Origin of the sequence: Phytoactinopolyspora endophytica (genome assembly GCF_004138495.1) — a bacterium.
In the GTDB taxonomy this organism is placed as follows: Bacteria; Actinomycetota; Actinomycetes; order Jiangellales; family Jiangellaceae; genus Phytoactinopolyspora; species Phytoactinopolyspora endophytica.
Genome location: NZ_ML142876.1, coordinates 43190 through 50877 on the forward strand (window position 1 = coordinate 43190; position 7688 = coordinate 50877).

Genomic DNA, 7688 nt, shown 5'->3' on the forward strand with positions numbered 1-7688 from the left:
TTGAGCACCTGGAACGCGAACGGCGACACCAGTGACCGCCGGCCCTTCGTCTCCTACAGCGACGACGACGGAGCAACCTGGTCACAGCCCCAGGACATCACCGAAGACGTCAAACTGCCGGACTGGGAGTTCTACGCCACCGGGCCGGTCCACGCCATCCAGCTGGAACGTGGCGAGCACGCCGGAAGGCTGGTCGCCGGGGCGAACCACACCTGGGGATCCGACCGACCGGAGGGCATGGCTCGCGGCGCACATCTGCTGTACAGCGACGACGGCGGTGAGACGTGGGAGCTGGGCGCCATCGACAGCGTCGGCGACAACACGGTGAACCCACAAGAGGTCAGCGTCGTGGAGCTCACCGACGGCACGGTCTACGCCGCCGCGCGCGACCAGTACGGCACCAAGGAGGGCAACCGCACCTTCGCCACCAGCAGCGATGGCGGCGAGAGCTTCGAGGCCCGGTTCGCCGCGCTCCCGGACCTCTCGGCCCCGGTCGTCCAAGGAGCGACGCTGCGCCAGCGGGCTACCGACGCCGGCGACGATCACGACCGAATCCTCTTCTCCGCACCCGCACACCCTGCCTCCCGCGAGGCCATGTCGGTCCGTTCCTCGTACGACGAGGGCGAGAGCTGGGAACACTGGAACGACGGCAAGGTCATCCACTGGGGACCCGCCGCCTATTCGGATCTGGTCTCGCTCCCCGGCCACGAGATCGGGCTGCTCTATGAGGCCGGCGAGGGCAACAGCCCATACGACGAGATCCGCTTCGCCCGGTTCAACGAGGCCTACCTCGCCACCGGAAACGATCAGCCGCCCGGTTTCCCGGATCCGCCGGAGCCCGGACCGACCACGCCGGATCTCGCCCGTACATCGTCGCCCAATACGGCGTACGTCCGTGGCGGCGCCGAGCTCACCGATGGCCCGTCGCCCCGGCACGGCCAGGCCCTCCAACTCGACGGCGACGACGACCACATCCAGATCCCGTTCACCGATGCCCTCGACCTCGACCGCGACGACTTCACCGTGGCCACGTGGTTCAGGTACGGCGAGCGGGACGGGTCCCAGGTTCTGGTCTGGGCCTACGGGATCGGCAGCTCGAAGCCGTCGTTCTGGATGCGGGCGGAGCCCGGCAACGACCGGATCCGCGCCTTGATGACCACAGAGAACGGTACGGCGTCCGTCGCGTCGCCGGAAGCCTACGACGACGGTGAATGGCACCACGCCGCCCTGCGCCGGGCCGGCGGCCGGTTCTCGCTCTGGATCGACGGTGAAGAGGTGGCTTCAGCCGCCGCCCCGGACGGTTCGGTCACTATCGGTCACGAGTTCGGTATCGATGGGCTCTACATCGGCCAGCGCATGGACGACATCCAGCAACTCGAGGGCGATGTCGACGACGTGCGGGTCTACCGCCGCGGCCTGTCCGCCCGGGAACTGACGCTCCTGCACACCACGAACGCGCCGCTGGCCAAGGACCTGGCTCTGCGGCTTCCGCTCGACCAGATCCATCCCGAGTAAACAACCACAGCCAACCAAGATCGCCCACGACGGCAGGACGCAAACCGCCGCGAGGGCGACACGGACAAGGAGGTCTCGACATGTCTGTGAGGAAGACGATGTCTTCGATCAGGACGGCATCAGTGATCGGAGCAGGCGACCTGCCCGCCACATCGCGCCGCCGGTTTCTTCGCAACGCCGCCGTGGCCGGTGTCGCCGTGTCAGGCGCGAGCACGCTGACCGCCTGCGGCTTCTTCAGCACCGATGCGGATTCCGACGATGACGGACCGGCCGAGGCCGAGGACGGTGCGAAGGAAGCGCCGAGCCTCGCTCAGCAGGTGGAGGACGGGACGCTACCGCCGCTCGAGGAACGGCTGCCGAAGGAACCCCTTGTCGTCGAGCCGGTGGAGGAGATCGGTCAGTACGGCGGCAGCTGGCGGACCTACTTCGGCGGGCCGGACGACAACAACGCCTTCAACCCCATCAACTACGAGGGGCTGGTGCGCTGGGCGCGCGAGTACACCGGAGCCACCGGGCTCGAGGAGATCATTCCCAACCTCGCGACGTTCGAGGTGAACGACGACGGAAGCAGCTACACCTTCCATCTCCTGGAAGGCGTGAAGTGGTCCGACGGCGAGCCGTTCACTGCCGACGACATCATGTTCTGGTACGACTCGGTCCTGCTGAACGAGACCGTCACGCCGGCACCCCCGCCGTGGCTGACCAGCCGGGGTGAACTCGTCACGGTCGAACGCGTCGACGACTACACCGTGACGTTCACCTTCGCCGCGCCCAAGGCCTTCTTCCTTCACTCGATGGCGCACCTGGGAGAAGGCGTCAAGGTCTGCGAGTATCCGCGGCACTACCTGGAGCAGTTCCACCCGGATCACAACGACGAGGCCGAGCAGGCGGCCGCGGACAACGGCCACGACGACTGGGTGACCCTGTTCGACATGGGCAGCCCGGCCACGCGGCGGCACGACACGAACATGCCGCGGCTGACCCCGTGGCTGATGACGGATCCGCCGAACACCGGCTCACGAGCCGTCGCCGAGCGCAACCCGTACTACTGGAAGGTCGATCCGGACGGCAAGCAGCTGCCCTACCTGGACGAGGTGGTCTACACCCTGTCCGAGGATCCGGAGGTCTCCCTGCTACGGGCACTCGACGGTGAGGTGGATCTGGAGCACCGGGGACTGAACCAGGGCGACAACTACCCGCTCGTCTACGAGGGTCAGGAAGACGGCGACTACCGCCTGATGACCTATAACTACGACAGCATGAACATCGCGGAGCTGCAGCTCAACCTCACACATCAAGACGAGGTGAAGCGGGAGATCTTCAACAACAAGGATTTCCGGATCGGGCTGTCGCACGCGATCAACCGGCAGGAGATCATCGACCTGGTCTACAACGGTCAGGGTGAACCGTGGCAGACGAGCCCGTTGGAGGAGACGCCGTTCTACCACGAGCAATTGGCGACGCAGTACATCGAGTACGACGTCGACCTCGCCAACGACCATCTCGACGAGTCGGGGTACACCGAGCGCAACGGTGACGGGATCCGCCTCGGTCCGGATGGCAACCCGATCGTCATCAACCTGACCACCCGTGCTGATGCCTTCAACTGGACCGACGTCGGCGAGCTGTTGACCGACTATTTCCGCGAGGTCGGTGTCGAGCTGCGGGTCGACCCGGTCTCGGGCGAGCTGGCCACGGAGACCCGGGACAGTAACCAGCACGATGCGGTGTTCGGGTCAGGCCTCGGTGGACGGGCGTCGCTGATCGTCCCATGGAACTACGTGCCGATCAGCACACCGGCCGGCTTCGGCGTCGAATGGGCTCAGTGGTACCAGGGCGTTCCGGACGCCGCGGAACCGCCCGGGCCGGTCCGTGAGCAGTTCGAACTGTGGGATCAGGTGATCGCCACCGCCGATCCGGGCACGCAGGAAGAGCTGTTCGATCAGATCCTGGACATCGCCGCCGAGGGATTCTTCCAGATCGGGATCGCCACGCCACGACCTGAGTTCGCCGTGGTCAAGAACAGCATGCGCAACGTGCCAGACGAGATGCCGTCCGGGTCTCCGTACCCGAACCCGGCCCCGTACAACCCTGAGCACTTCTTTAAGGACGAATGACGACGATGAACGCAGCGGGCCGCGGGAGAGCGACGTGGGGATGTGCACGCGAATGGAGCGTGCACCCCTCCCGCACGCTCTCCTGCGTTCCCAACGATACGGGCGAGGTGTGTAAGTAGATGATGACCCAGTTCATCGTGCGCCGCGTCTTGTACATGATCCCGACGCTGATCGCCATCTCCATCGTGACGTTCCTGATCATCCAGGCCCCGCCGGGCGACTACCTCACCACGGTGGTGGCCAAGCTGGAGGCAGAGGGCTCGTACGTCGACCGCAGCCAGCTGGATGCTCTCCGGGACCGATACGGCCTGGACGAACCGTTGTGGGGGCAGTACTGGACGTGGATCAGCGGCATCCTGACCGAGGGCGATTTCGGCCGTTCACTGGTCTACGACGCTCCGGTCAGCAGCGTCATCCAGGACAGGATGGGCTTCACGATACTGCTGTCGTTGTCGACACTGGCTTTCGTCTGGGCGGTGGCCATCCCGATCGGGATGTACTCGGCCGTCAAGCGCTACTCGGTCGGCGACTATGCGGCGACATTCGTCGGTTTCCTCGGGCTGGCCATCCCGAACTTCTTGTTCGCGCTGGTTCTGCTCTATGTCTCGCACCGATATTTCGGGCAGAGCGTCGGTGGGCTCTTCTCACCGGAATACGTGGACGCGCGGTGGAACCTCGGGAAGATACTGGATCTGCTGGCGCACGTCTGGATCCCCGTCATCATCATCGGCACCGCGGGCACGGCCGGAATGATCCGCATCGTCCGGGCGAACCTGCTCGACGAGCTCAACCGCCCTTATGTGACGACCGCGCGCGCGAAAGGTCTGCCGGAGCGGCGTCTGCTCATGAAGTACCCCAGCCGGATCGCCGCGAGCCCCATCGTCTCCACCGTCGGCTGGCTTCTGCCGTCCCTGATCTCGGCCGAGATCATCGTCTCGGTGGTCCTCAGCCTGCCCACGACAGGGCCGGTCATGCTCACAGCGCTGGAAAGCCAGGACATGTACCTCGCGGGTGGTTTCCTGCTGATCCTCAGTGTGCTGACCGTCGTCGGGACATTGATCTCGGACATCCTGCTCGCCCGGCTCGATCCACGCATCAGGTACGGGAAGCGGTGAGGCTACGATGAACGACTTTCGAGACCCCGCGGCCACCACCAGCACCGCACTGCTCGACACGCCTGGGGGCGACCAGTCCGAGGCCGGCACGGTCGGACACTGGAACCTCGTCTGGCGCCGTTTCCGGCGGCACAAGCTCGCCATGGCCTCCGCCGGCGTGCTGCTCTTCGTTTACCTGGTCGCGATCTTCGCGGAGTTCGTTGCACCATACGGTGGGTCGACGAGGTTCGGAGACCATCAGTACGCACCGCCACAGATCATCCGGCCGGTCGACACCAGCGACGGATTCGACCTGGGCATGTTCGCCGACGGCTACCAGGTCGAGGTCAACGAGGAGTCCCAGCGCCGGACCATGAGCACCGATCCGTCCGAGACCCGGGAACTCGGATTCTTCGTCAAGGGCGAAGAATACGAGCTGTTCGGACTCATCCCCATGGACCGCCACCTCATCGGCCCGAAAGATCCGGATCAGCCCGTCTTCGTCCTCGGCACGGACCGGCTCGGACGCGACATGTTGAGCCGGATCGTGCACGGCTCCCGCATATCGATGTCGATCGGCCTCGTCGGGGTGGCGGCGAGCATGGTGCTCGGGATCATCATCGGCGGTGTCTCGGGCTACTTCGGCGGCGCCGTCGACACCGCCGCCCAGCGCGTCATCGAGTTCATCATGAGCATTCCGACCCTCCCGTTGTGGATGACGCTCGCTGCGGCGTTGCCACAGGATTGGGGTCCGCTCATGAAGTACTTCGCCATCACCGTGATCTTGTCGCTGATCGCGTGGACCGAACTGGCCCGGGTGGTGCGCGGCAGGTTCCTGGCCCTACGGGAGGAGGACTTCGTCGAGGCGGCCCGGCTCGACAACTGCGGCACCTTCCGGATCATGCGCAAGTACATGCTGCCGTCGTTCACCAGCCACATCATCGCGGCGCTGACCTTGGCCATACCGGCGATGATCCTGGCCGAGACGGCGCTCAGCTTCCTCGGGCTCGGTCTGCAGCCACCGGCGGTGAGCTGGGGCGTGCTCTTGAACGAGGCACAGAACGTCCGCAGCCTGGTGACCGCCCCGTGGCTGCTGATCCCGGGCATCCCCGTGGTGGTCGCGGTGCTGGCGCTCAACTTCGTCGGCGACGGCCTCCGCGACGCCGCAGACCCGTACAACTGACCGATCCACTGAATGCCTGACCCGACAACAGCTGAGACGGACTTACCACAATGGGGAGATCGACCTTGATGGCCGCACACGACATGACCGGCGTTGACCTGTGGACATCCGGTCAGGATGGTTACCACACGTATCGGATTCCCGCGCTCGCGGTCATGCCGTCCGGCACGGTGCTGGCGTTCTGCGAAGGCCGCCGGAACGGTCGTGGCGATGCCGGCGACATCCACCTGCTGCTGCGCCGCAGTCTCGACCACGGCCGCACCTGGGAACCGGCGCGGGTCGTGACCGCGGTGGAGCGCTTCACACGAGGAAACCCCTCGCCCGTGGTGGACCGGCGCACCGGCACCGTCCTCCTGCTGTTCAGCCAGAACCCGGCCGAGCACAACGAGACCGATATCTGCGCCGGGCTGGCAGAGCGAACCGTCTGGGTCACCCGCAGTACCGACGACGGCGCGACCTGGAAGGAGCCGGTGGAAATCACAGCACAGGTCAAAGACCCGTCCTGGACCTGGTACGCCACGGGTCCGTGCCACGGCATCCAGCTGCGCACCGGACGGATCGTCGTACCGTGCGACCACGCCGTCGGCGTCGCCCATGACCGCTGGAGCGACCCGTTCCGCTCGCACGTCATCTACAGCGACGACGGCGGCGCCAGCTGGCAGATCGGAGGTGTGCTGCCGGACGGCACCAACGAGTCGACCGTGGCCGAACTGCCCGGCGAGCCGGCGGGACGCGTCTACTTCAACGTACGCAACCACAACGGCAAAGGGCTGCGCGGGTACGCATACAGCTCCGACGACGGCGAGACGTTCGGTGAGCTCGAATGGCACGAGACCCTGGTCGAGCCCACCTGCCAGGGCAGCGTCGTGGAAGGGCCCGACGACGCGCTGATCTTCGCCAACCCGGCCAGTACCGAGCGGGAAAGGCTCACCGTCCGCTCCAGCACGGACGGTGGACGCAGCTGGTCGGACGGCACGATCGTCGACGAGGGTCCGTCCGCCTACAGCGATCTCGCGATCACGCGCGACGGGCATCTGCTCTGCCTGTACGAACGCGGCGACGGCCGGCCGCCGTATGACAGCCTGCGGCTGGCCCGGCTCCCGATCGCGGACCTGCCCGCCACCGGCCCCACCTCAGAACGGGAGGCACGCTCATGACCGAATCGGCACCGCCGATCCTGCAGGTCGAGAATCTGCAGACACACTTCTCGACCGACAGCGGGACGGTCAAGGCGGTGGACGGGGTGTCTTTCTCGGTGCCTCGCGGCAAGACGGTGTGCGTGGTCGGCGAGAGCGGCTGCGGCAAGAGCGTCACCGGCCGGTCGATCCTGCAGATCGTCGACAAGCCCGGGAAGGTGGTCGGTGGCCGGATCCTGTGGCGGCCGGACAGCACCGGCGAACCGACGGACCTGGCGGCTCTCGATCCGCGTGGCGAGGCTATTCGCCGGATCCGGGGCAACGAGATAGCGATGATCTTCCAGGAGCCGATGACGTCGCTGTCCCCGGTTCACACCATCGGCGGTCAGATCGTCGAGGCCGTCCGGCTGCATACCGACCTCGACGTTGAGGCGGCAAAAGCGCGCACGATCGAAGCGCTCGAGCACGTCGGTCTGCCGCGTCCGGCGGACCGGTACGACGCCTACACGTTCCAGCTCTCCGGGGGCATGCGGCAACGGGCCATGATCGCGATGGCGCTCGCCTGCCGCCCGCGACTGCTCATCGCCGACGAGCCGACGACCGCACTCGATGTCACCACACAGGCGCAGATTCTCCGGCTGCT

6 protein-coding genes are annotated in these 7688 nt (G+C 66.2%); all 6 read left to right on the top strand.

The window, feature by feature from the left end; all coding sequences use genetic code 11:
• The coding region (locus ELR45_RS32365) for a sialidase family protein (RefSeq protein ID WP_205857708.1) at positions 1–1515 on the top strand (1515 nt) is incomplete at its 5' end.
• A gap of 80 nt (positions 1516–1595) precedes the next feature.
• Entirely contained in the window at positions 1596–3632 is a 2037-nt protein-coding gene (locus tag ELR45_RS32370; RefSeq protein WP_129669956.1) for an ABC transporter substrate-binding protein, read from the top strand.
• A 122-nt stretch (positions 3633–3754) separates the two neighbouring features.
• A complete protein-coding gene (locus tag ELR45_RS32375) occupies positions 3755–4747 on the top strand; it encodes an ABC transporter permease (RefSeq protein WP_129669978.1) in 993 nt (330 codons plus the stop codon).
• Positions 4748–4754: 7 nt separating this feature from the next.
• Positions 4755–5909: an ABC transporter permease gene (locus ELR45_RS32380; protein ID WP_129669957.1), complete on the top strand. Its 1155-nt coding sequence runs from the start codon at positions 4755–4757 to the stop codon at positions 5907–5909.
• A 68-nt stretch (positions 5910–5977) separates the two neighbouring features.
• Positions 5978–7066, top strand: a complete 1089-nt coding sequence (locus ELR45_RS32385; protein WP_165368298.1) for a sialidase family protein — start codon at positions 5978–5980, stop codon at positions 7064–7066.
• Positions 7063–7688: ABC transporter ATP-binding protein (locus tag ELR45_RS39960; protein WP_205857710.1), on the top strand; the 626-nt coding region annotated here is incomplete at its 3' end. The genes ELR45_RS32385 and ELR45_RS39960, both read left to right, overlap by 4 nt.

Coding starts and splice junctions, on each gene's coding strand:
- ELR45_RS32385 (WP_165368298.1), top strand. CDS start 5,978: ATGGCCGCACACGACATGACCGGCGTTGACCTGTGGACATCCGGTCAG.
- ELR45_RS32370 (WP_129669956.1), top strand. CDS start 1,596: ATGTCTGTGAGGAAGACGATGTCTTCGATCAGGACGGCATCAGTGATC.
- ELR45_RS32375 (WP_129669978.1), top strand. CDS start 3,755: ATGACCCAGTTCATCGTGCGCCGCGTCTTGTACATGATCCCGACGCTG.
- ELR45_RS32380 (WP_129669957.1), top strand. CDS start 4,755: ATGAACGACTTTCGAGACCCCGCGGCCACCACCAGCACCGCACTGCTC.